A 23,300-nucleotide genomic window follows, 5' to 3' on the forward strand; every position below is an offset into this window, starting at 1 on the left:
AATGAAATTGATCGTCATTAGACCCTTTATATATGATAAGTTTATTTTGGAATATTTGAACTGAATAAAAAAGAACGCGAGAAAAGCGTTTTAAGAAAACCTAATATTATTCTGAGTTTGAAGTTAAATTTTAAAGATAGAAAAAGATGAGAGCGGGCTTTTTTTAATTCGAAATTTTCTAAATTTAGTCTTGCCATTTTGAAATGATTTTCAGCGGAGATTTTTGTAAAATCTTTTTTGCTCACATGCCCCCTTTGATGCAGGTATTTAAGGGTTTCATTGTATTCAAAATAAGGGCGCAGATCTGATTTAGAACTAATTTGGCTCATGTTTGACTCATGTTTTCTCATGTAGGAAAGAACACGACCGATATAAATGCTTTTTGAATTATATAAAGCCCTGCATATAAAGTCATGGTCTCCATGAAAAAAACTTTCATTGAAACCACCTATTTTTACAAATAGATCCCGTCGCATAAAAATATTCGTACCGTAGGTAAGTGGGACATTGTGAATTAGCACTTCTGTTTTAATATCTATAAATTTCTTATCTTCTAGATGTTTTCCACGAGACGCCTTTAGTTGAAAGGGAGAAGAGAATTCCTGGCAGTCGGTTAAGCAAAGTTCAGCAGAGCCTTCTATGCAAGCTAAAAGACATCTTTCAAGTTTTTCGGGATGCCAGAGATCATCTGAATCGATGAATGCAATAAATTCCATTTTACTTTTGCTCACCGCCAGATTACGCAAAGTCGTTAAATGCCCAATTCTAGGAGAATAGAAATAGTGAATCCTTGTATCTACGAATGAACGCACTATCTCTTCAGTATTATCAGTACTTCCATCGTCAATAATAATTAATTCAAAATTTGAAAGTGTTTGACCTAGCACCGATCTAATTGTTTCTCCAATTAGATGCGCTCTATTATTAGTAACTATTAAAACACTAATTCCGGGCATATAACAGGTGTGTTTTTAAATAGATCAGCGTTATTGAAGATCCAATAGTATTGCTTAAAAAGGAACCAATTATACCAAATTGTTGAGCCAGCAAAAGCGAGAGAAGAATATTAACTATACCAGTAACTACTAATGCTTTTAAGATTACGGTTTGTTTTTCTAATCGCGTAAAATTATACATTTGAGTTAATACCATTGTGAATAAAAACACATTAAGAAAAACTAGCAATGTAAACCAAAAACCGAACGTGATTCTATAGTAATAGTTACAGATTAGGTAAGCAAAAGCAGCACTCACCAGTGAAAATAGTAACCCTGCCTTAATCGAAAAAATAGAAAATTTTTCAAAACTTGATAAATTATACCGGAATATATTAGCGGAAAAGGTACTTACAAGTGTTGCGTAGCTAACTAGACATAATCCTACAAGATTCAATATTATAAAATAAATACTCATTTGTTCTTTGTTTACTACTAAACCAACCGAATACAAATCGGCTTTTGAACACGCAAAGCCTGCCAGCGCAACAAAAAAGTAATTTCTTGAAAACTTGACGAGGGAAACACCTCCGGTAAAATTAAATCGAAAAATAATATACTTTCTAAAAAAAATAAAACAAACAATCACTCGGAGGAATTCGATAAAAACAAGTTCCGCAAAAAGAATTAGGGGATTTGCACTATTTTGATCGACACTGATAAAAACGAGTAAAACAATATTGAGGCAGAAATCTATGATCAAAAAAACGTGAAATTTTTTTTGCACGGTTATAAGTGTTTCAAACACCGAAGTAAAAAGTTTTAAAAGTAAATATACTGCGATAAACAGCTTGAACGCTCCTACTACTGGAAGAAGGAATATTATCAGTAGTGATGGCAGGAACAAAAGGACTCTACTATTTAATAATGTATTAATAGACTCTTTTAGTTTAGAGGGTTCGCTGACGAGTAGTTTGGTACTGAAATCTTTACCACCCCAATTACTAAAAACAAAAATAAGATTAATGGTTGTGATGCAGTAAACATAGCTACTAAGCAGTGCTGTAGATTTGTAATGCAAAAGAACATAATTAATGAAGAGGCCTATTAGACTAATAAAAGCTGTTCTTGAAACATTTGAAAAAGACAACAATAAGCGATCCAATGTTTTGTGGCTTGGCTTTTTTATGGTCTTCAAAACGAGCATCGCTATTTATTTTTTTCTTAAAAGTAGAATCGGTCTTTCAACGAAATTAAAGAATGTTGTTGAAAACACTAATAAAATTGAGAAATAGACTAAAGTAAATAGCAGACCTTGAAAAAAGTTCTCAGGAGTATAAAAATTAAGAAGTGAAAATTGAATGAGATATAGGTGTGACAGAAGGACAGAATAACTAATTAAACTTATGTGCGTGAGCATTGCCGCTAATTTTTTTTTCAAGAAACGAAATGGCTCTATGAAGAAGAATGGTAATGTCAGACTCATAAAGGCTGGCACAAGAAAAAATAAAAGCATCTGATATATTTTCAAATTCAAAAACGGTGTCGTGAAGTAAAAAGCAATAGAAAAGGTGAATCCCAATAAAAATAGAATAATTTTGTACTTAGAAAAGTAGGCCACATATTGATCCATAAGCATTCGAATAAGAAAGCCATATATTAGTGCATCCATTCTAAATAGTACAACTTTTCTTAGATCCCAGTCAGTTTGTAGGTCATTGTATGCTACATGAAATATCCTTACGAAGTTGGCAACAATTAGTTCGACTGATAGTAAAATAATTACCTGCTTTTTAGTTAATGGTTTTTTTGCAACATATCTGTACAATAAAATTGGAATAGGAAGTAATAGAAAAGACCATTCCTCGATCGGAAGCGGCCATATTTCTGGAAAAAAAGTTGGGTGTCTGCCTGCAAGATTTTGTGTAAATAAGAAGTAATCTTTTAGGTGAAAGTCGTTAAAGAAAAAATTAAGTTTAGAGTGATTATAAACAAAACAAAACATCAAATAATTAATGATAAGAAAAATAAAATAGAATGGAATGGTTCTAACCCAACGGTTTTTATAAAACACGAGTAGATTGAACAAACTTCCGCTGCTGTTAACGTGTTTTAAAATTTGCGCTCCAATCAAGAAACCACTTAATGCAAAAAAAAGATCTTGAATCACATAGCCGATTGGGAAGATAAATTTGAAGGCAACGGTAAAGTTTCCCATATAATTATTTGTGTGGGAGATGATTACAAGAATAACACACAAAGCCCGAGCAAAGTCTAACCCAACATTTCTATTTAAGTTAGTGATTGACGTTTTAGTGTATTGTGCCTTAGGTATAGTTACCTTTTTTATCAAAATCGAACACTTCTTAATTTATAAAATCGAGCACCTTGATTTAGATCACTCATAAAAACAATGCTATTTCCATTGTAAAGAAAAGGATTACGTTTATTATCCTTTGAATCGCATATGACTTTGTTTTTATAATAAATTACATTCTCCTTTATAAACAAATCATCTTTTAACTCTGACTTTTTATTAAGTACGAATGTTTCGCTGTAATCTTCGGCTCCTAATACACTTTTTAGTGTTATGGAATCATTGTTTAATACTATATCGTAAAGGATTCCCTTAGTATTTTGAATTGGAAAATAGTTTACAGCACGAATAGGAAATGTAAAATATTTAAAAAAGAAAATGGGTACAAATAAATATACTAATGTTTTTAAATCAGGTTTTATGTTAATTGACACTATAAGAAGAAGGAATATAAGAATCAGACCAAATAAGCGACTAAACCGGATCAAAAAAGGAAAATTCATAAAACTTCCAATTGGCGCACTTACTGTGAGGAAAATAAAGAAAAGCAATATGTATTTGAGTTGCAAATTGGAAGAAATAATAGAAAAGCTTAGCGGTAAAAGTAATAACATACTGTAACTAGTATTATATTTTCCCAAGAGAATTCCAGCTAAAAGTGTAAATGAATAAAAAAGAAAAGAATTCTGCTGTCTAAACTTAATGACTAAGACAATAATAAACGTAAAAGAGAGACTTTCAAAAAGAATAACTAAGTGGGCGTTGTTTAATGTGGGATTTGGATTTGAAAGCTCATCATAGGAAAATAATTGTAAAAGAGCTGTATAAACACTTTGGTTGCCATAATAATACGTTCCCACAACATCATTGTTAAAAAGTCTAGGGAGTATGTCTGTGAAGTAATACCAGGTGGTGTCTTGCGGAAGGATTAAACAAGTTAAAACAAAAAGGGTAGCGGTTAGTCCTAATGTAGTGAACACTAGTTTAAATTGTTTTTTAATTAAAAAGTAAATTAAAATAAAAGCGGGAAAAAGTTTGAGTGAGATCACTATTGCAAATAATAAGGAGGAATAAAACACACTACCTTTTTCAGAAGATAAAAATCCTTCAATAAGAAATGCAGAGATGAGAAGATAGGTTTGTCCTTGTGAAATGTTGTTATAAATGGGATAAATAAATACAAGTGGCAGAAAATACAAAAGCCAATGACGAATCTCTACAAACTTTAAGAGTCGAAATAAACTTAAACAAAATAGCAGTAGACTAATAATATTGAAAACAACTTTAGCTCCTTGGCTTTTTAGAAAACAAAACGGAATGTAAAACAAAGCACTGAATGGGGGGACGGATAAATAGTTTTCAAAAAAGTTATTTTCACCATATAATCCTATTTGTTTGTTAAAATAGTGGATGCTGGTGTAGATTTCAGAATTAAATTTACCGTCTAAAAGTAGTTTACTGCCGTAATAATAATTCCCAAAATCTTTTATGGGTTCATTTAGACAAAACAGAATGCATAAGCTCCCAATCACAAAAAATAACAAGGGAATGTATGTTGCTGAAATATTCCTCTTCATTTTAAAATTATCAGGCACTTAAAAATTCATGCTTCAGGGGTTATTAATTTTTAACCTTTTAGTGTGAAGAAAGATAACACCAATTATCAATGAAATGGGAATAAAAAACAAACAGAGAATTAGTATTCTTGGAGGCCAGGTATGGCGTGAAGAGACAACGCAGCCTTTTACTAACTGAAACCGATCTATAAAAACAGTTTGTGCCATTAGCGTAGATTTTTTGTTTATTAATTCTGTTCCCGCTTCATAAACCGCGGTTGGATGAATTAAGTCGGTAAGTGGTAGTTGAGTTTGAGTATTTATTTTTTGTTTTTCATAAGCGGCCAACTGTAATTTTTTTAAACTATCTAACTGAATCAAATCTTTGTTTATTTGTAAAAGTTTAAGATTAATTTGAGCTTCCTGCAACTTTCTTATCTTAAAGTAATACGGGTTGTTTTCTAAATACCGCATTATACCCAATTGAAAAGGTAATATCATTTGATTATTTAAACTTTCCACAACAATTTCTACTGTATTAGTAGAATCTCCCTTAGTTATTTCGGATGGTTTTATTTTAATTTCAACCAAATTGGAAACCAGCGAAGAATCAAGCTCAAGAATTAAGGAGAGTGTTTTTTTATCACCGTTTTCAAGCAGAGCAGGAATGTCGTTTAATATTTTAAAATAAATTTTGTCTCTAAAGTCGGTTGATCGTATTACAAATGAGGAGGAATAAACCTTTGGTACAAAAAACTTAAATCCTACAGAGGCAATAATACCTAACAAAATAAAAGCAAGTGAAATTATTTTATTTTTTAAGAGAAGAATAACGGGATAAGCAAAAAAAGAAAATATTTTTCTGGCTAGTAACCCAAAATCTATTTCGTCGTCTGGAATTTTAGAAATTTCAGTATTTTCCATAATTAACGCTAATGTATAAAAATATTAAGTAAGCTCAGAGACACTTTAGATAATAATGGAAACCTATTATAAAATAGTTTAATTTCGTGATTATGTCCCTTTCTAGAGAGCAGTTTATTAAGAATTCGGTTTGGACCTTTTTGGAGTTGGCTTTGTACCCAATTCTGATGATTATAGCAACCCCTATTTTTATTAAAAAACTCGGAATCGAACAATACGGCTTGTGGATGCTCGTGAGTACCATAACACTCGGTGTGAATGTTTTGAATATAGGAGTAGGTGACACCAACATTCGCCTTATTTCGAAATATAGGGCTGAAAATAATTTCGCACTTATAAAGAGAGTTTTCAATTACAATTTTTCATTTTCATTGTTTTTATGTTTTTGCGCCATGTTTGTTGGAATAGCTTTCTACAAGTTTAATTTCATTTCGATTTTTTATAAAACTACAGATTACAAATTCGCCAGTACAATCCTCTTGTTGGCATGTTTCTCTTCAGGAATTAAATTTATTGAAATTGCTCTCCTTTCTGTTTTTAAAGGTTTTGAGCGGTTCGATATTAGCTCTAAATTGATTCTGCTATCTAAAAACTCTATCATGTTTGCAAACTTAGCCCTTGTGATCCTGAACTATGATTTAGTAACTGTTTTTTGTTTTTCTGTAATAATCAATTTTTTGAATGTCCTTACCCAAATAGCTGTGCTTCATTATTACGAAAGACAGATTATTGGATATCCCAATTTTAAATTTCTAAAAGAAAAGTTGGAAGAACTGAATTATAATTTTTGGTATTGGCTTCAATCGGTTGTTGCCCTCATGGGTTTTTTGGCTGATAAATTGGTGGTGGCTTATTTTACAGATGTTAAAACACTGGGGTATTATTCTATTGCTTCACTCATAGGCACACAAATTCATAACTTTTTTCTCAGTTTTGGTAGTTTTATTTTTCCACGGGTTTCTTTTAAGCTTGCAGCAAACAAAGAAATTAAAGGAATTTATTTTATCGCCAGGAGCATAGTGGCCCTGATAGGATGGTTTCTAATTCTAACTTTATTGTTATTTGGTGATTTCGTCTTTAAGGCCTGGTTAGGAAATGAAACTTTTTTAAACAGCATTTACTTCATAAAACTCTATCTCGTATTTGAGGCTGGAATGTTACTTATCATTGTGCCTTTTTATTTTATAAACGGAACAAAGCATATCAAATTAAATTCTTTGTTTGAAGTAACCATTCGTAGCGCACATTTTTTTGCTATACTACTGGGATTCTATTTGTCAGGTGTAAATGGCATCCTATATGGATTAATCATTTCAACGTTCATTAATATTCCGTTTCAGTATTTCTATTTTCAAAAAAGAGTTTTGCCCGATTTAAACAGGTTTCAGTTTTTGGTAATCATTTCCCCTGTTTTTTTTCTTTTTGGATTAATTATTTCCACGAACGTCTTTTTTCAAGTACCTTTAATTTTAGGTTTTATTATTTTATGCAAACTAATTTATTTTGATCCGGCAAAACAACAGTCAAAAGAAATCATCTCACTTAAAGGCTTATTCAATAAAATTGAAAATAAGTAAGTACTCAGTATTAGCTAACATTTACTTCTTTTTTAATTCTCTTTTTTTACCGAAGGGATTATTATATACTACTATTCTGGGACCAATTTTTTTTTACCGGACAGTAAGGTCACAGCGTAAAACATTTCTGAAGCCCTTTAGCGCCTTTCTTATAATTTATGATGCTATTCATCTTTACATTGGCGTTGATATTAAATCGTTTTTTGTTTCGAATGTGCTTTTTATTTTGACATATTTTTGTGTTATTTCTTTTTATCATTTCGTAAATAATTACGACAAATTACCCAAACTATTTAAGGAAGTTCTTCTCTGTAACGCCTTACTGGCTTTACTTGCAATTCCCTTTTTCTTCGCTCCAAAAGAATATCAACAGTGGTTTTGGTACATAAATAAGTTGACTGTTGGTTTTGAAGGCTTTCCAAGATTGGCTTTGTTTACCTACGAAGCTTCGTATTATTCACTCTTACTTATTCCGGTTTGGTACTATTATGTTTTTAAATTTTTGTTCAATAGTATTAGTACTCACAAGTGGTTAAACTTGTTTTTAATTACCACTCCAATGATCATGTCTCTTTCATTTGGTGTTATCGGTGCCAGCCTGCTTACCCTAATACTTATGTGTGTTATTTTTAGTAAAAGATTATATAAGTTCAAACGACCCTTTTTAATCATTACTTCATTTCTTATTATAATCTCAATGGGCTTATTTATTTTGTGGTATGTTAATCCGGATAATGCCTTTTTTGCACGCCTTCAGAATATTATTGAAGGCAAAGACACGTCTACAAATGGCAGAACAACAGATTCTTTTACAATGGCATGGCGTATTGCGTATATAAAAAATATTTTTTTCGGCGCTGGCCTGGGACAAATAAAAATAATGGCTGCTGAAGTGGTTCATAAATACTACAACTATTGGGGTGTTTTTCCAAGGTATGATATTCCTAACGCTATGGGTGAAACGCTCGCTATCTTCGGTTTACTTGGCGTTTTCTTAAGGCTAGTTTTGGAAATGTGGTTGTTTTTTAAAACTCACGTTTTCTCAAACTATTATAGATTAGCATTGTTTATCTTTGTTTTTATTTATCAATTCACAGGTAGTTTCATTACTAACATTGTTGAATACGTTATCTGGATTTTGGCGTTTTCAAATGCATTCACGCAGTTTAATAAAAATAAAAAGGTATGATAGTTCTAACACATGGATATTTTTTGGAAGATGATTTGAAGGAGCAGAAAATCATGAAACCCTATGTTCCACTGGGTATCCTTTATATTTCGGCTTTTTTAGAAAGTAAAAGAATTAACCACGAGGTATTCGACTCTACTTTTTCAAATTTTGAGAAATTTAAAATTTATCTGGAAGAGAAAAAACCAAAACTGATTGGGATCTATACCAATTTAATGACCAAAATAATGGTTTTAAAAATGGTGGAGTATATAAAAAAAAGCGCCGAATTAAAATCATGCAAAATTATATTAGGGGGACCAGAAATTCGTTACAATGCCGAGAACTACTTAAACACTGGAGCCGATATGCTTGTTGTTGGTGAAGGAGAAGAGACTTTTTTTGAACTGTGCGACCAATTCTTAAAGACTGGACATCTTTCAAACGAAGTTTCAGGAACAGCATTTTTGGTGAAAAAAGAAGTAGTTTTTACCCAAGAACGTTCATTAATTAAAGACATTAATGTATTGCCAATGCCGGCGAGAAAAAACATCGACTTAAATTTGTATGGCAATGCATGGAAGAAACATCATGGGTATAGTATGTATTCTGTAAGTACTATGCGTGGGTGTCCATACACCTGTAAATGGTGCAGTAGGGCAGTGTATGGCGGCACTTATCGCCGCCGTAGTCCGAAATTAGTGGTAGATGAGCTGGAGTATTTAAAAATCAATTATAATCCTGATCAAATTTGGTTTGTAGATGATGTTTTTACAATTAATCATAAATGGTTGAAAGAATTTAAAACTGAACTTTTAAGCCGGAAAATTGTTATTCCCTATGAAATCATAACGCGGGCAGATAGAATGAACGACGAGGTTATTCAAATATTAAAAGAAACAGGTTGTTTTAGGGTGTGGATTGGGGCGGAAAGTGGCTCTCAAAAAATTATAGACGCCATGGATAGACGAGTAGAAGTGACAATGGTGCGCGAAATGATTATTAAAACGAAAAAAGCCGGTATTCAAGCTGGCACATTTATCATGTTAGGCTATCCTGGTGAAAACCGATCAGACATAAAAGAAACTATTAATCATTTGCAACTATCTGATCCTACTTTTTATACCATTACTGTTGCTTATCCAATTACCGGAACACCTCTGTATAATGAAGTGTCTTCTACTTTAAATTCGCTAGGTGATTGGCAAAAAAGAACAGACAGAGAATATGACTTTCAAAGAAAGCACAGCAAAAAATTTTATTTACATGCAATTGATTGGGTATATAACGAAGTGAACTTTAAGAAAACAAATAATATTATCAAAAAGGTAAAACACAAATCCCGCTCCGTCATCGCGCAAGCAATGATGTTTTTAAGTTAACGAAATTAATACTGTTTCATGTTTGGCGACGTAAATTTAAAATACGAATTATCACGCATACGTAGCAAAATGCGTAGTCAAGAGGACCAAGCTATTGAAGAAGCAAAAAAAATATTAAGGCAGGATCTTCTCAGTAATAAAAAAATTTTAGACAATTTATCGCTTTATAGTAACACCTACGATGTAATTGATGAAGAGGATGTAAATTACTCAGAAATATTTACAGCTAGCGAAATAAAAAAAGTCGCAATACTATATAGATTAAAATTTCTTGACCATAACTTATATAAACCCGAAATACCTGACGAGATTGAATTTAAAATTCAGAATCTCAACCATACTTTTAGTAAAGAAATTAAGGGTTATAAAATCCTAGCTCCATATGGCGCGTTCGAAAAGGCCACCAATCCTATGGAATCAACTCTATTCGTAAAAACGAATTATGATAATTATTATTTGTTGCACCGTTGGGGAAAACCTATTAAAGCAAAAAGAAAATTCCAATTCTTACCACTGAGAAACTTTGAGTTTTTGGTAACTACAATATTTCTAGTAACAATGATTATTGCAGTTTCATTACCAACACGGTTAATCACACTCGATCACAAAGCTGAATATTGGAGTGGTTACCGTGCGGCAGCTTTTTTTCACCTTTTAATTTTTAATTTTGGGGTCACAGTCTACTTCACTTTCGCATTTGCAAAAAACTTTAGTAGCAGCGTGTGGAATAGCTATAAAGATTTTTAATAGTTAAACACCGTCGCCTTTAATTTTCACTGTAACATTGTTCAAAGCATCGTTTAATCTTAACTGACAGGAGAGGCGTGAAGTAGGAGTAATATTAGGAAGTGTATCCAACATTGCCCATTCATCGTTACTAATTTCTGAAAGTAAATCAAATCCTGAAACAACTTCTACATGACAAGTTGCACAAAGTGCCATTCCACCACAGGTTGCGAGGATGTCATATTCATTACCTTTTAAAAATTCCATCAAACTCAAACCCATATCCGTTGGAGCATCCAGTGTTGTTATCGAATTATCTGGATTTTGTATGTTAATTTTTATATCACTCATAATTTTGAGGCGCTAATTTCAATAAAATCTATAAATAAACGTTAAAAATTATTTCTTCTCTTCACAAAGTTCCACTAAAACACCATTAGTTGATTTTGGATGTAAAAAACAAATCCGTTTATTATCAGCACCATCTTTAGGCTGTTGATTAATTAATTCAAAACCTTCTTTTTTTAAGCGCTCCATTTCCAATTCAATATTATCTACAGCGTAAGCAATATGGTGAATGCCTTCGCCTTTTTTTTCGATAAATTTTGCTATGCTACTCGTTTCGTTTGTGGCCGCAACTAACTCTATTTTAGTCTCCCCAAGCATAAAAAAAGAGGTGCTTACGCCTTCACTTTCTACAGCTTCTATTTTATAATGTTCTTTTCCGAATAGTTTTTTAAAGAGTGTATTGCTGTCATTAATATTTTTAACCGCAATGCCAATGTGTTCTATTTTTTGTATCATTCTTAATCCTTTTTAAAAAATGTTCTTTCATCAATTTGTTCAAAGCCTTCGTTAACTCCTTGCAGTAAGGTTAATTCATTGAGTGAATTTAGTTTATTTTCTTTAACGCTTTTGTAAAACTTTAAGTTTTTTGTAAAGGCGCCATTCACTTCAGAAGGTGTGAGGTATTTAGAATAATCGAAATTAGACCCCGAGCAATAGTATATAAAAAGTGGCTTTTTTGGTAGTTGCGTTACTGTGGCGGAAATGTTTTCTTTCAGATAAAAACTTCTGATAAAATCATTTTTATAAAACAAACAAACAATTGTTTCTACTCCGCTCAGGTTTTTTACAACAAGGGTTTTATTATCTAGTGTATCGTATTTTGGAAGACCGAAAACGTTGGTATAGGGCTCGTCACCGAGTTTAAGATCAGAAACTTCTTTCACCTCAACAGTACTATTAACCGTTTCTATAAGACTATGCTCTTTACTTGTCTGTATTGCTTCTTCATGATCGCGTGTTGCAAGGTGCATGATAAGAAGAAAGAGTAAAACAGCGAGTGGTGTAGCAAATAGTATATATTTGAATTCGTTATAATTTTTTTTATTCTCTGCTTCTGCCATATAATTAGCTGTTTGTTTAGCGTACTTTTTTATATGGTCGTTGTAATATTGGCGTCGTTTAAGCTCGCGCTCATTGAACTTCCAGTTTTTGGTAGTCTTTACTTTCTGTTCGGACTGTGTTTGCGCTTGACTATAATGGAGTTTGTAGTCATAGGTCGCCTTTAGAGTAGGGTTGGATAAGGTTTCGTAAGCTTTTAAAATCTTGCTGAAATATTCGATACCATTTGGATTTTTGTCCGGATGATAAATTTTAGCGAGTTGCCTAAAAGCGGACTTTATTTCTAAAATTCCAGCATTTGAATTTAATCCCAGTATTTCGTAGTAATTTGTCAACTGCTCAGCGCCCGTTCATATTATAACAAACGGAAAGAGTAATAAATTTATTAAAAATTTCAGAAAGTGGTTTTCTATAATTTAATACAAACGTTTTTTGGTTCAGTAAAAAAATCAAGCGCCTCAAACCCCCCTTCTCTTCCTACGCCACTAGCTTTAACACCACCAAAGGGTGTGCGTAAATCACGAAGTAACCAACAATTAATCCATACAATGCCCGCATGAATAGCATTTGCCATGCGGTGCGCGCGAGTTAAATTTTCTGTCCAAACAATACTTGCTAAACCGTAAATAGTCGAATTGGCCATCATTAAAGCTTCTTCTTCAGTATCAAAGGGAGTGATGGTAACAACAGGCCCAAAAATTTCTTCTTGATTTGTGCGACAATCATATTTCAAACCTTCAATAATAGTTGGTTCCAAATAATACCCTTCAGAAAGTTCTCCAGGTGCAGAATGTTTTTTGCCGCCGCAAAGAATTGTTCCTCCTTCCGTTTTCGCCAATTCAATATAACTCAATATTTTTTCTTGATGTGATTTAGAAACAATGGCACCTATTCTTGTTTTATCATTTTGAGGATCTCCAACAATTAAGGTTTTAGTTTTTGCAACAAAATCCTTTTTAAATTTTTCATAAATACTACGTTCCACAAAAATACGAGATCCGCAAAGGCAAATTTGACCTTGATTTGAAAAAGAAGAATTAATAGTTGTGGTTAACATTTTATCATAATCACAATCTGCAAAAATGATATTAGGATTTTTACCACCTAATTCCAATGACATTTTTTTAAACATTGGTGCTGCAATGGAAGCAATATGCTTACCAGTTACTGTGCCGCCAGTAAAAGATATAAGTGGAATGTCTTTATGACTTACAATCGCGTTTCCAACTTTACCACCGAGTCCATGCACTATGTTTAAGACACCCGCTGGTAAACCTGCTTCAATGCAAATCTCAGATAAAAGATAAGCAGTCATGGGTGTTATTTCAGAAGGTTTGGCAACTACTGTACAACCCGCGGCAAGAGCCGGAGCAATTTTCCAACTAAATAAATACAATGGTAAATTCCAAGGTGAAATGCAACCTGCAACACCTACTGGCTGACGCAAAGTATAATTAATGGCACTTCCTTCCATATCATGTGCATGAGAAGAATAATGTAATATGCCTGTTCCATAAAAATGGAAATTAGCTGCAGCCCTAGGAATATCTATGCTTTTTGCAAGTTTAACAGGTTTTCCGTTATCAATGCTTTCTGCAAGCGCAAGTTTATCGAGATTTTTTTGAATAAGTGAGGCGATCTTCAAAAGATAATAAGAACGCTTGTCTTTTGGTGTTGTGCTCCATTCCTTAAAAGCCGCGTTTGCAGCAGCATAAGCTAAATCAACATCTTTTCCATCACTATCAGGAATGTAAGAGTATACTTTTCCATTAGAAGGATTGTAGTTATCAAGATATGTTTTTGAAACTGGCTCAATTAACTGACCGTTGATATAATTTTTAATGTGTTGCATAAGCTTAATGTAAGCTATAAAATTAAAGCTTTAAGCGCTTTAAACAAAATAAGTATGCTATAGAATATCTTTTAATGGCCTGAAAGTGCTGTTACAAAAGCGCCTTTTATTTTCTCTTTTAAGCTTAATTTGCTTTATTCTTAATAATTAATATCTTTATATTCAATTGCAAAATTAGTATGGCAGCTAAAAAGACTTTAAAATCCGTTAAATCAGACAACAATATTCAAAGTCAGTTTATAAGCCATTTTAAACAAGTCTTACCGCCAGGAATGGGACTCGCCGAAGAAATGGCAGATGTGCTTAAGGTTAGTACCGACAGTGCTTATCGCAGAATAAGAGGTGAAACAGAATTAACAATCGACGAGATCTTTAAAATTGCCAAGAAATACGAAATTAGTGTTGACGAAGTTTTTAGTACTAGGGGAGATAAAGTTACATTTTCATACACAAAGTTAACTGATAGCGCTGAAAATTTTGAAGGTTACCTTGTTCGCCTTATCAGTCATTTAAAAACCATTAATAAATTTGAAAATAAAAGAATTTATTATGTAGCAGAAGAAATTCCTATTTTCTATTCATTTTACACAAAAAAGCTTACTGATTTTAAATTGTTTTACTGGCAAAGAAGCGTGTTAAATATTCCAGATTACCAACAAATCAAATTTGAATATGGTATCGTTCCTGAACACCTGGTTAATTTAGCGCATAATTCTTATCAGGAATACCTTACCGTTCCAAGTACGGAGGTATGGACAGATGAAACAGTATACACAGGCTTACGACAAATACGATTTTATCTTGACAGTGGAATTCTAACAAAAGAAATAGCACTTGAACTTTTTGCTGAATACCGTAAAATGATCGAAATGGTTCATAGAAACGCAGAAAGTGGTAGAAAAAATATAAGTGATAAAGAAGAAACTTATAGTCTCTATAATAGCGAGGTTGTATTAGGCACAAATTGTATTTACATTATTATGGGGGATGCGAGATTTTCTTACATTTCTTTTAACACTATAAACTCCCTCACAACTAATAATCCGGAATTTTGTGATGAAACAGAACACTGGATGCGGAACCTTGAAAAAAAGAGTACTTTAATAAGTGGTGTTAGCGAAAAACAACGCTACCAATTTTTTAGTCAGATGTTTAAACGTATTGACTCATTTATAGAAAAAGCACAAAACTACTAGTTGAAAAAAAAAGTGACTATAGTTGGCGGAGGTGCCTGTGCGCTGATGCTGGCTTGCGAATTAAATACGGCCAAATTCGATGTTTCTATTTATGAAAAAAACGGAGCCTTAGGGCGAAAATTTTTAGTTGCAGGCGAAGGAGGTTTAAATCTTACGCATTCTGAAAATCAGAAAAACTTTATTACACGTTATACACCGGCTTCATTTTTTGAAAATTCGTTTTTACATTTTTCTAATAAGGATTTTATTTTATGGTTAAACGAACTGGGTATTACTACGTTTGTTGGATCGAGTGGGAGAGTTTTTCCATCAAGAGGTATCAAACCAATCGAAGTTCTCAATACTTTTTTAAATAAGATTAAGAAAAATAAAGTTGAAATTTTCACTAAACATACTTTAAAAAAATTTTCACACGAAAACATCTTATACTTTGAAAGTGGTTCTGTATTAAAAGAAATAAAAAGTGATATTATTATTTTTTGTTTAGGTGGCGCCAGCTGGCCTGTTACAGGAAGCGATGGAATATGGACCGCATTAATAAAAGAAAAGGGAATTCAAATAAATCCTTTCAAGGCAAGCAATTGTTCTTTCAAAATAAACTGGCCTGATGCAATCGTATCAAAAATAGAAGGTAAAGTTTTAAAAAACATAAGCATTACTTGTGGCGGTAAAATACATTTGGGTGAAATTGTTCTCACAAAAACAGGCATTGAAGGAAGTGGCATATATCCCTTAAGCCCTGAGATTAGAATACAACTAGAAGAAAAAAAGATAGCAGAAATAGTTCTGGATTTTAAACCAAACCTTTCATTAGAAAAAATTCAGGAAAAATTAAATTCGAAACCTTCAGAAACAAACATTACAGAACATCTTAAGAAACATTTAAATCTCAGTAATATTCATGTGCAACTTTTAAAAAGTTATCTTTCTAAAGAAGATTTTTTAAATAATATAATTCTTTCAAAAAAAGTAAAAGAATTTAAACTCCTAATTACTGAAACCGGTCCAATTGAAGATGCTATCTCTACAATTGGAGGAATTGACTTAAAGGAGATTGACAGTAATTTTCAGCTTAAAAAATTACCAGAATGTTATGCGATAGGCGAAATGCTTGATTATGATGCACCTACAGGTGGTTATCTTTTGCAGTCTTGTTTTAGTATGGCAAAGTTTCTTTCTGACCGCTTAAATTCGGTAACTTTTTAATATATAAAAACTTAGTTGATTGTCTAACACTTGTCATTATTTTGGCCACCAATACTCACAATTTTGCCATAAAAACTTTTCCACTACCTGTGAATAAGTATCCTGTTTTTTAAGCTCAATTACTTTATATTTGTCCAGTTTAAAAAAAACAAATATGGTGGCAACTAGCGAGTACATAGTATGTGAAATTAAAAATAGTGTATTGGTTATTACAATAAACCGACCAGACAAATTAAACGCACTTAACAAACAAACAATTGAAGAGCTTCATGAAACATTAGTAGAAGCTGAAAACCAAGATGATATCCGTGCCATAATTCTTACTGGTTCTGGACAAAAGGCTTTTGTTGCGGGAGCTGATATTGCTGAGTTTGCGAATTTTTCTGTTACTGAAGGAAAACAATTAAGCTCAATCGGACATTTTAAGATTTTTAATTTTATTGAAAATTTTAGTAAGCCTATTATCGCTGCTGTAAACGGATTTGCATTAGGTGGTGGTCTTGAGCTTGCAATGGCTTGTCATATAAGAGTTGTGAGTGAAAATGCTAAGATGGGTCTTCCAGAAGTAAGTCTAGGTTTAATCCCAGGCTACGGAGGCACACAGCGTTTAGCGCAATTGTTAGGAAAAGGAAAAGCGTTTGAAATGATTGTAACAGCAGACATGATTAATGCCCAAGACGCTTACAAATGGGGACTTGCCAATTATGTGACCACACAAGAGGAATTATTAAATAAATGCTTTGAGATAACAAACAAAATTGCAACTAAAAGTCCTACTGCAATTAAAACAGCAATTAAAGTAATTAATGCTGGTTATAATAATAACCTTAATGGTTACGAAGTGGAAATTGAAGAATTTGGAAAAGCGTTTGGCACCAAAGATTTTAAAGAGGGTGTCAGTGCTTTTTTAGGAAAACGCAAAGCCGAATTTAAAGGCGAATAAATAACAAAAATCATAAAAAGACCCAGTTTTACTGGGTTTTTTTACACCCTTACGGTTTAATGGCGCTTGATAAATAATGGATTAACCCATTAAATTTTGTAACTTTGTGGCATAAATACATCGTGCGGGCTAATAAAAAATATCTACCATTATTTCTTACACTTCTTTTTCTGGCAATTTTTCAGGAAGAGTTTTCAGCGCAATGTGCTATGTGTAAATCGGCAGCGGAGAGTTCTTTAAAGAATAACCCTAATTCGATGGCTAGAAGTCTTAATTCTGGAATCCTGTATCTAATGGCTGTGCCTTACTTGATGATTATGTTTATCTTCAGAAAACAAATCATACAACTTTTGAGAAGTAAATTCGGAAAGGCTTCTAAATCAGAAGTTGAAGGTTAAAACTAATGTCAGTTTTTATTAATTGCTTACCTGTTTTGCTCAATTACTTTTGGCGCTTTGAAATAATCACTGTCTTTTTTTGGTGCGTTTTTAAGTGCTTCTTTTTGAGTTAGCGTTGTTTCAGGCGTATCAACACGTAATACATTTCTTTCGTTGGTCATATAGATCAAAGGCTCAACATTAGTTGTATCAAGTTCGTTCAGTTTATCCACGAAACTTAACATCCGGTTTATATCATTTAATATTTCAGGTTTAGATGTTTCATCAAACTCTAAGCGAGCAAGGTGAGCAATTTCATCTACAGTTTTAATATCTATTTTATTTGCCATTCTCTTTTTCTAATTCTGAATGAATAAAGGTAGTAACTTTCTCCTTAAGTTGAGGTATATCTGCTTCTGTCATACCCGTTGTATAAATAGGGTCTCCCACCACAATTTTTGGTATACCTGGTCTGCCGTTGCTTGTTAAGAAGCCCCCATTTTGTAAAAATTTCCAATTATTTACATTTACTACTGGTACAATAGTTACTTGTTTTTCAATAGCAAGTTTAAAAGCTCCGTTCTTAAATGGTCTTAATTTTCCATGCTCACTTATTGTGCCTTCAGGATATATGATCTGACTGAGACCTTCATCTATTTTTTCTCCAGCAACAGAAAAGGCTTTGTGAGAATCTTTAATGCTCTGCCTATTAACTGGAATATCTAAGTAAACAAAAAAATATTTGAATAAAGGGATTTGTAAAAGTTCTGATTTTCCCATAAAAACCGCCGTATGATCTGTATAAAACGGAATAAAAATAATATCCAGATACGACGTATGATTACAAACAACCACACAAGGTTTTGGTAATTTATATTTTTTGGAAGAATACTTAATAACCGGATAAATAAACGCTCCGATAGAAATTATTCTTGCCCATAGTCGTTTTAGTTTAAATACAAAGTCAAATCTTTTGGTAACCAAACCAAAGTAAAACAAAGGGAACATTAAAATAAAAGGCACAACGAACCAAAGAAGAAACCAGGTTTTCCATACAGGCCGCAGTATAACTAAAAACAATTTCATTTAAGAAGTTTGTAAAGTTACGATATTAATTGAAAATGAAAGTTTATCAAATTGCAGGAAATAAAATTAAAGGTTGTAAACAAGTCCTGTGAAAAACCCACTGCCTCCGGAAATCAGACAAATTCTACTGAAAAAATGCCCAGGATTTTTATTTATCGCCTAACAACGATGAATCCGTTTTTTATTTCTTTTTTTCCGTCTAAAAATTGAAGAATATAATAATAGGTTGCTTCTGGAACTTTACCGTTGCCAAAACTTATGCCGCCTGTGTTTATGCTGCCGTCCCACGAATTATCATAATTATCTTTCTCATATACCTTGTTCCCCCAACGGTTAAAAACAGATAATTTAATTGGCCGCGCATTTAATCCGCTTATTATAAAAAAGTCGTTTATTCCATCGCCGTCAGGAGAGAATCCATCTGGGATAAACAAATCAATCAGATGCAATGTAATTAAACTAATCTCATTGTTATTCGTTGGATCTCCATCTTGGTCTGGATCCCAGATAAATCCATTATTCGAACTGTCGCTTAATACAATATTGTTTATGTCAGTTCCAAAACCAATTGTAGAATTTTTGAGTGTGCCCGCAAAGCCATTTGGGTTAAGCATTACAGTAAACGTTAAAGTGTCTCTTTTATTCGCCAGCAAAGTGCTTGTTGAAGGAATGGTTAAATTTATATTTGCTCGTCCATCAAATGCCGGATTTTCTCTTAGCGCACTATGCGTTGAATTTATTCTAGGACTGCTTTCTATAGTATATGTTATAGGATACTGAAAGGTTTTCGCCAGATTATTTTCTAAACTAACCGTTCTCAATTCTGTATTAGAATTATTAACAGCAGTAATAGTAAAACGAAGCCTAAATATTCCTCCATTCATTTCTTCAGGATCATTAATATTGTTCGTTACCCCAAAAGGAGTATTTAAACAATTAGCAACAATCACAAAAACACTTGCTGAGCTAGTACATAGTGAATTTTCTCCAACAACGCTGTATATGAGCGAAGCACTTGGGGTAAACACGATCGTTGAAGAGTGCTGATTTCCCGGCATCCACGTAAAGGTTGACGGACCAATTGCGGTTAAAGTGACACTTTCACCGGCGCAAATTATTGCTTGAGGCGGACTACTATTAATTGAAATAGGTAAAGCATTAATGACGTTGATGGTTATTGTGGCTGTTTTTGTACATCCGACAGAACTTGTTCCGACTACACTATAAGTTGTGTTTACCGAAGGGCTTACAATGGTAGAATAAGAAATTGCTGGCAGGTCACTAACCAACCAAAACACAGTTGAAGCGCCTGATGCGGTTAATGTTGAAGACCCGCCAATACAAATAGAATTGTTAGAAGCCGAAGTAATAATTACAGGCAATGGTAAAACATTAATCGGTAAAAATTTTGTTGACACACAATTTCCATTTGCGCCAGTTACAGTATATACAGTTGTAACGAGAGGCGTTACGGTTATTGTTGGTCCTGAAAGATTATCAGGTAACCAAACATAATCAGTCGCTCCGCTTGCAAACAGTGAAACAGAACCACCTTCACATACGTTTAAGGTATTGCTTGCAGTTATCATAGTTGGTGTTGCATTCACAGATATTGTAATAACAGCGCTGCCGGTGCAAGATCCTAGCGAGCCATAAACACTGTAACTCGAAGTAACACTTGGAGTAACTGAAACCAATGGTCCAGTGTTCGGAGTGACTTCAGCAGTTGGAAACCAAGTGAAATTTGCAGAAGCGCTGACGAGTAAATTTACCGGTGGACCAGGAAAACAGGTAGTTGTAGATGAAGGTACTATATTAAGAATAATTGGATTAATGCCTCCTATTATTTGAAAAGTTGCGGTTCCCGAACAACCCGTTAGAGAGTTGGAAACTGCTACTGAATATAAACCAGCGGCATTCACCGTAATTGTTGGTGTTGTCGATTGTCCAATAATTCCAGGGCCGGTCCAGTTAAAACTAGTAAAGGTATTTGTTGATGAGGTATATAAGGCAACAGGAGAGTTACCACACAGACTGCCCGAAGAAACAATGTTTACTATTGTGCCTATATCAACCGTAACATGACCTATGGCAGTACAGGTACCGCTCGAGCCAGATACAGTATATACCGTTAAGGAATTTGGAGAAACGGTAATTGTTTGCCCACTGAGATTTCCTGGAAACCAGGTGTAATTAACTGCACCAACTGCAGTCAATGTGCTTGAATTATTGTCACAAACAACGCTGGGATTTGCCAGAACATTTATTACTGGATTAGAACTTATGATAACAAGTGCTGTAAGGGAATTTGAACAACCTGAAGAGGTTAAACCTGTGATTGAATATGTTGTTGAGGATGAAGGAGAAACTGTAACACTTGGGCCAGTTAGGTTGCCAGGTTGCCATAAATAATTTGCGGCTCCAGTAGCTGAAATAACTGCCTGAGTACCTAAACAAATATTACTTGGTGTTGCAATTACACTTAGTGTAGGAAGAGCATTTACTTGAATGTTAATTGTTGAAGAACCTGTACATCCAACTGAGCTATTAGCCGTAACGGTATATATTGTAGAAATTGAAGGCGTAACCAATATAGTTGGTCCAAATAAATTACCCGGTTGCCAAGTATATGATTGTGCTCCGGAGGAATTAAGGCTTGCTGAAGAGCCGGCACAAATTGCAGTTTGAGAACTAACGGCAACAATACTCGGTGGCGGGCTAACATATATTACTTTGCAAAAAGAAGATTGATTATACTGCCCTTCGTTACAAACTAAATTTAAAGTATAGGTGCCGGGTGCGGTAAAACTAATGGCTGCAGGGTTTTGTAAAGTCGAAGAGGGTACAGAGTTACACGTCAACGAACTAATACGCGAAATAGAATTAGAGTTTATATTCAGGATGAAATTATTAAGAACGTCCCCTTCTCTATAGCGCTCTAAGCCATGAGGAAAGCTAAAACTGGCATTATTCCCCAAAGAAGTTAAGTTAATAGGTCCAGTTGGCCCTGCTAGAAAACTCATCTCAAATTCTACGTTCGTAAATCGATTGTGCACAAGCCCTTTAATGCCATTGCACTCTACCCAAACGGCAATAGCCCTAGGCCCCCCCAATGAGCCGCCACTAACACTAACAATTGAGCCTGATGGGATGTTTAATAAACTTGATCCAAAATCTAGTCTAGTGATTGTAGCATTACCATCATTACAAACAAAAGCATGCCAATTACCGTTATAATTAATTATTGAAAAATCGCTTGGTGCGTTCATATTGCCAATATTTCCAAGATTCGCACCTGTTGGAGTATTGGCCATACTGTTTCCGAAATCAAATCGTGTAAGTGTATTGCCTGATCTATTAACTGTATATGCATATACGTTGCCGCCGGCTCTTATAATTTGAAGTCTGTGAGGATAACTTAGTCCGCCAATATTACCCATATTAGTTGCTGTTGGTGTATTTGAAAGACTGTTTCCGAAGTTTAGCCTCGAAATTCGATCTACCCCCGACGTGCCGCCAATAACCAAGCCGTACCAATTTGCACCTTCTTTCTCAACCCAAATTCCTTCTCCATTAATGGGCAAATTACCACCAAGTGTACCTAAAGCTGTTACTGTTGGTGTATTGTTTAAACTTGTGCCATAATAAATTCGACTAAGGGAACCTGGGTTATTATTGGATACAAACATATAATAATCTGATCCGTCTTTGTTAATAGACATGAATACAGGATTACTTAAAGATGAACTACTAAAATTTGTTGTTAGAGTAGTTGGGCTTAATGTTGTATTGCAAGCGCTCCAATAATATGAATTAATAGGTCCTGTAGACGTGTTTTGTTGTGTAAAAAGTTGATTGACACAAACGGTGTCGGCACACGTAAAAGACGCTAGCGCTGGAGGAGTTGGTGGTGTGACACAAGTTGGGTCGGAAGTATACAAGAGGTTTACTTCAGTTGCGGTTAATGTTCGGTTGTAGAAACGCAAATTATCCATTGTTCCTAAATAGGGATAAGAAAATGTTTCGTGCGAATCACCTAGATATACTTTTTTACCTACTTCATAATCAAATCCAGAAAAGGTGCTTGTAACCGAACCCTCTAAAACGCCATTTATGTATAGTTTAACAGCGCTGTTGTCGATACTTCCTGCAACATGATACCAGGTACCAGGTGTTATAGTTGTGGATGATACAGCAATGTCATTATTTGAGTTATTTGCCTTATTTAATCTAAATACTGGACTTCCGAGAAGAATACATAATTGATACGCTTCGAAATTAAAACTTTGATTGTTTTTTGTATAAATAATATGTCTGCCACTATTCGAGTTTGGTTTAAGCCACACAGAAAATGAAATTGCATTTGACGGCTTTAATAATGGATTGTCAGGTAGTTCAATATAACTGTTGGAAGTGCCATTAAAGAAATATGCTGAATTAGTTACACTAAATCTATTTACTGTCGGAGTAACAGCAGAACCTAAAGTGCCATTTAGATTATTTATAGGCTCTAGTGCGTTTCCATCTAAGGCATAACACGCCGTTAAACTTGACGCTAAATTTTGACAACTTAAAGAATAATAAAATACGCTTAAAATAATGGGTATTATTTTATTCATGGGTAAATGAATTATTTGATTTTACGTAG

At 33.7% G+C, this 23,300-nt stretch carries 20 protein-coding genes; 8 read left to right on the top strand and 12 right to left on the bottom strand.

Features of this window, described 5'->3' with window-relative positions; all coding sequences use genetic code 11:
• Positions 1 to 41: 41 nt before the first annotated feature.
• Genes P2086_RS04990 through P2086_RS05010 form a run of 5 tightly spaced genes read right to left on the bottom strand, consistent with a single transcriptional unit; the run spans position 42 to position 5,732 of the window.
• Positions 42 to 956 carry a glycosyltransferase family 2 protein gene (locus tag P2086_RS04990; protein WP_317899338.1) on the bottom strand — a complete coding sequence of 305 codons (915 nt, stop codon included), beginning with the start codon at positions 954 to 956 and terminating at the stop codon, positions 42 to 44.
• On the bottom strand, positions 943 to 2,133 hold the full coding sequence (locus P2086_RS04995) for a polysaccharide biosynthesis protein (protein WP_317899339.1): 1,191 nt from the start codon (positions 2,131 to 2,133) through the stop codon (positions 943 to 945). Before P2086_RS04995 ends, P2086_RS04990 begins: the two co-directional genes overlap by 14 nt.
• A 15-nt stretch (positions 2,134 to 2,148) precedes the next feature.
• Complete coding sequence (locus P2086_RS05000) at positions 2,149 to 3,288, bottom strand: acyltransferase family protein (protein WP_317899340.1); 1,140 nt, start codon at positions 3,286 to 3,288, stop codon at positions 2,149 to 2,151.
• Positions 3,285 to 4,829 carry a glycosyltransferase family 87 protein gene (locus P2086_RS05005; RefSeq protein WP_317899341.1) on the bottom strand — a complete coding sequence of 515 codons (1,545 nt, stop codon included), beginning with the start codon at positions 4,827 to 4,829 and terminating at the stop codon, positions 3,285 to 3,287. Before P2086_RS05005 ends, P2086_RS05000 begins: the two co-directional genes overlap by 4 nt.
• Before the next feature lie 33 nt (positions 4,830 to 4,862).
• Complete coding sequence (locus P2086_RS05010; protein WP_317899342.1) at positions 4,863 to 5,732, bottom strand: hypothetical protein; 870 nt, start codon at positions 5,730 to 5,732, stop codon at positions 4,863 to 4,865.
• Between the two features lie 92 nt (positions 5,733 to 5,824).
• On the opposite strand from P2086_RS05010, the gene P2086_RS05015 reads away from it, so the two are divergent.
• The 4 genes from P2086_RS05015 to P2086_RS05030 are packed head-to-tail and all read left to right on the top strand — an operon-like array spanning position 5,825 to position 10,606.
• Positions 5,825 to 7,309: a lipopolysaccharide biosynthesis protein gene (locus tag P2086_RS05015; RefSeq protein WP_317899343.1), complete on the top strand. Its 1,485-nt coding sequence runs from the start codon at positions 5,825 to 5,827 to the stop codon at positions 7,307 to 7,309.
• Positions 7,296 to 8,498, top strand: coding sequence for an O-antigen ligase family protein (locus tag P2086_RS05020; protein ID WP_317899344.1), 1,203 nt, complete (start codon positions 7,296 to 7,298; stop codon positions 8,496 to 8,498). Before P2086_RS05015 ends, P2086_RS05020 begins: the two co-directional genes overlap by 14 nt.
• Positions 8,495 to 9,859, top strand: coding sequence for a B12-binding domain-containing radical SAM protein (locus tag P2086_RS05025; protein ID WP_317899345.1), 1,365 nt, complete (start codon positions 8,495 to 8,497; stop codon positions 9,857 to 9,859). The genes P2086_RS05020 and P2086_RS05025 overlap by 4 nt, the downstream gene beginning before the upstream one ends.
• Before the next feature lie 18 nt (positions 9,860 to 9,877).
• A complete protein-coding gene (locus tag P2086_RS05030; protein WP_317899346.1) occupies positions 9,878 to 10,606 on the top strand; it encodes a hypothetical protein in 729 nt (242 codons plus the stop codon).
• 3 nt (positions 10,607 to 10,609) lie between these two features.
• On the opposite strand, the gene P2086_RS05035 is transcribed toward P2086_RS05030, so the two are convergent.
• The 4 genes from P2086_RS05035 to P2086_RS05050 all read right to left on the bottom strand — a co-directional run bounded on the left by P2086_RS05035 (position 10,610) and on the right by P2086_RS05050 (position 13,844).
• A complete protein-coding gene (locus tag P2086_RS05035) occupies positions 10,610 to 10,936 on the bottom strand; it encodes a 2Fe-2S iron-sulfur cluster-binding protein (protein ID WP_317899347.1) in 327 nt (108 codons plus the stop codon).
• Between the two features lie 48 nt (positions 10,937 to 10,984).
• Complete coding sequence (gene mce / locus P2086_RS05040) at positions 10,985 to 11,389, bottom strand: methylmalonyl-CoA epimerase (RefSeq protein ID WP_317899348.1); 405 nt, start codon at positions 11,387 to 11,389, stop codon at positions 10,985 to 10,987.
• A 2-nt stretch (positions 11,390 to 11,391) separates the two neighbouring features.
• A complete protein-coding gene (locus P2086_RS05045) occupies positions 11,392 to 12,327 on the bottom strand; it encodes a J domain-containing protein (RefSeq protein ID WP_317899349.1) in 936 nt (311 codons plus the stop codon).
• A 74-nt stretch (positions 12,328 to 12,401) separates the two neighbouring features.
• Positions 12,402 to 13,844, bottom strand: a complete 1,443-nt coding sequence (locus P2086_RS05050) for an aldehyde dehydrogenase (protein ID WP_317899350.1) — start codon at positions 13,842 to 13,844, stop codon at positions 12,402 to 12,404.
• A gap of 179 nt (positions 13,845 to 14,023) precedes the next feature.
• Here P2086_RS05050 and P2086_RS05055 point away from each other — a divergent pair, with 179 nt between their 5' ends.
• From P2086_RS05055 to P2086_RS19120, 4 genes are all read left to right on the top strand, one after another.
• On the top strand, positions 14,024 to 15,040 hold the full coding sequence (locus P2086_RS05055) for a helix-turn-helix domain-containing protein (RefSeq protein ID WP_317899351.1): 1,017 nt from the start codon (positions 14,024 to 14,026) through the stop codon (positions 15,038 to 15,040).
• A complete protein-coding gene (locus tag P2086_RS05060) occupies positions 15,041 to 16,246 on the top strand; it encodes a BaiN/RdsA family NAD(P)/FAD-dependent oxidoreductase (protein ID WP_317899352.1) in 1,206 nt (401 codons plus the stop codon).
• Between the two features lie 154 nt (positions 16,247 to 16,400).
• Positions 16,401 to 17,189 (top strand): enoyl-CoA hydratase/isomerase family protein, encoded by a 789-nt coding sequence (locus P2086_RS05065; RefSeq protein WP_317899353.1) that lies wholly within the window; start codon positions 16,401 to 16,403, stop codon positions 17,187 to 17,189.
• A gap of 122 nt (positions 17,190 to 17,311) precedes the next feature.
• The gene (locus P2086_RS19120; protein ID WP_502547934.1) at positions 17,312 to 17,587 is read left to right on the top strand and encodes a CAMCR motif-containing small membrane protein; all 276 of its coding nucleotides are present in this window, start codon (positions 17,312 to 17,314) and stop codon (positions 17,585 to 17,587) included.
• 26 nt (positions 17,588 to 17,613) lie between these two features.
• Here P2086_RS19120 and gatC read toward each other — a convergent pair whose 3' ends face one another.
• The 3 genes from gatC to P2086_RS05080 form a co-directional block, all read right to left on the bottom strand.
• Entirely contained in the window at positions 17,614 to 17,916 is a 303-nt protein-coding gene (gene gatC / locus P2086_RS05070) for an Asp-tRNA(Asn)/Glu-tRNA(Gln) amidotransferase subunit GatC (RefSeq protein WP_317899354.1), read from the bottom strand.
• The gene (locus P2086_RS05075; RefSeq protein ID WP_317899355.1) at positions 17,906 to 18,652 is read right to left on the bottom strand and encodes a lysophospholipid acyltransferase family protein; all 747 of its coding nucleotides are present in this window, start codon (positions 18,650 to 18,652) and stop codon (positions 17,906 to 17,908) included. The genes gatC and P2086_RS05075 overlap by 11 nt, the downstream gene beginning before the upstream one ends.
• Before the next feature lie 152 nt (positions 18,653 to 18,804).
• On the bottom strand, positions 18,805 to 23,271 hold the full coding sequence (locus P2086_RS05080) for a LamG-like jellyroll fold domain-containing protein (RefSeq protein ID WP_317899356.1): 4,467 nt from the start codon (positions 23,269 to 23,271) through the stop codon (positions 18,805 to 18,807).
• Positions 23,272 to 23,300: the final 29 nt, after the last annotated feature.

Origin of the sequence: Aurantibacillus circumpalustris (genome assembly GCF_029625215.1) — a bacterium.
GTDB classification, from domain to species: Bacteria; Bacteroidota; Bacteroidia; order B-17B0; family Aurantibacillaceae; genus Aurantibacillus; species Aurantibacillus circumpalustris.

Coding starts and splice junctions, on each gene's coding strand:
- P2086_RS05075 (WP_317899355.1), bottom strand. CDS start 18,652: ATGAAATTGTTTTTAGTTATACTGCGGCCTGTATGGAAAACCTGGTTT.
- P2086_RS04990 (WP_317899338.1), bottom strand. CDS start 956: ATGCCCGGAATTAGTGTTTTAATAGTTACTAATAATAGAGCGCATCTA.
- mce (WP_317899348.1), bottom strand. CDS start 11,389: ATGATACAAAAAATAGAACACATTGGCATTGCGGTTAAAAATATTAAT.
- P2086_RS05025 (WP_317899345.1), top strand. CDS start 8,495: ATGATAGTTCTAACACATGGATATTTTTTGGAAGATGATTTGAAGGAG.
- P2086_RS05030 (WP_317899346.1), top strand. CDS start 9,878: ATGTTTGGCGACGTAAATTTAAAATACGAATTATCACGCATACGTAGC.
- P2086_RS05050 (WP_317899350.1), bottom strand. CDS start 13,844: ATGCAACACATTAAAAATTATATCAACGGTCAGTTAATTGAGCCAGTT.
- P2086_RS05055 (WP_317899351.1), top strand. CDS start 14,024: ATGGCAGCTAAAAAGACTTTAAAATCCGTTAAATCAGACAACAATATT.
- P2086_RS05065 (WP_317899353.1), top strand. CDS start 16,401: ATGGTGGCAACTAGCGAGTACATAGTATGTGAAATTAAAAATAGTGTA.
- P2086_RS05005 (WP_317899341.1), bottom strand. CDS start 4,829: ATGAAGAGGAATATTTCAGCAACATACATTCCCTTGTTATTTTTTGTG.
- gatC (WP_317899354.1), bottom strand. CDS start 17,916: ATGGCAAATAAAATAGATATTAAAACTGTAGATGAAATTGCTCACCTT.
- P2086_RS05010 (WP_317899342.1), bottom strand. CDS start 5,732: ATGGAAAATACTGAAATTTCTAAAATTCCAGACGACGAAATAGATTTT.
- P2086_RS05080 (WP_317899356.1), bottom strand. CDS start 23,271: ATGAATAAAATAATACCCATTATTTTAAGCGTATTTTATTATTCTTTA.
- P2086_RS05015 (WP_317899343.1), top strand. CDS start 5,825: ATGTCCCTTTCTAGAGAGCAGTTTATTAAGAATTCGGTTTGGACCTTT.
- P2086_RS05035 (WP_317899347.1), bottom strand. CDS start 10,936: ATGAGTGATATAAAAATTAACATACAAAATCCAGATAATTCGATAACA.